The 578-nt window shown below is 65.2% G+C and carries 1 protein-coding gene; it reads left to right on the forward strand.

Annotated elements, in window-relative coordinates:
• Positions 1–415 (forward strand): type III secretion system translocon subunit SctE (sctE, locus tag OXG98_18505; GenBank protein ID MCY3774003.1); only part of this gene is annotated, 415 nt, incomplete at its 5' end.
• Between the last annotated feature and the right edge of the window lie 163 nt (positions 416–578).

The raw sequence follows: 578 nt of genomic DNA on the forward strand, positions 1-578 counted from the left end.
CGCCACCGCAACCCAGACCGGCGCCACCGCAACCCAGACCGGCGCGACAGCCACTCAGACGGCCTCGACCGGAACCCAGACGGCCAGCAACGCCGCGCAGACGGCTGAAGCCGGCGCCAAGATGGTGCGTGTGGCAAACCGGGTGCGGGCGGCCGCACAAGTTTCCCAGGGAGTGGCCCAGGTCGGCGGTTCATCGGCACAGGTTCCCGGAACCGTCTCCAACTATGAGGCAACGATGGCTCGAGCCGACGTTCAGGACGAACAGGCGGAACTGGCGAAGTTCCAGGAAATGACCTACGACTGGCTGCGGCGCATCCGCAAGATGATCGAACAGCTTCAGGACGCGGGGGCGATCGTGGTCGACACCATTGCCGACTCCCGGGATACGTCCATGCACATACGGCAGACCATCTGAAGCGCCCGGCGTTCGGGCGGCACATCGACAGGATACTCGCAGGAGGCAAACAATGTCCGCAGTCGACCCATCCGTCGGATTCTACGGTTCCGCCGTGGAAACCGGGAACGGAATCTCCGACGACGGGATGGTTTCTTTCGGCGGGGTCCGGGTCTCCGCCGCC

Source organism: Gemmatimonadota bacterium, assembly GCA_026706345.1.
Lineage (GTDB): Bacteria > JAAXHH01 > JAAXHH01 > JAAXHH01 > JAAXHH01 > JAAXHH01.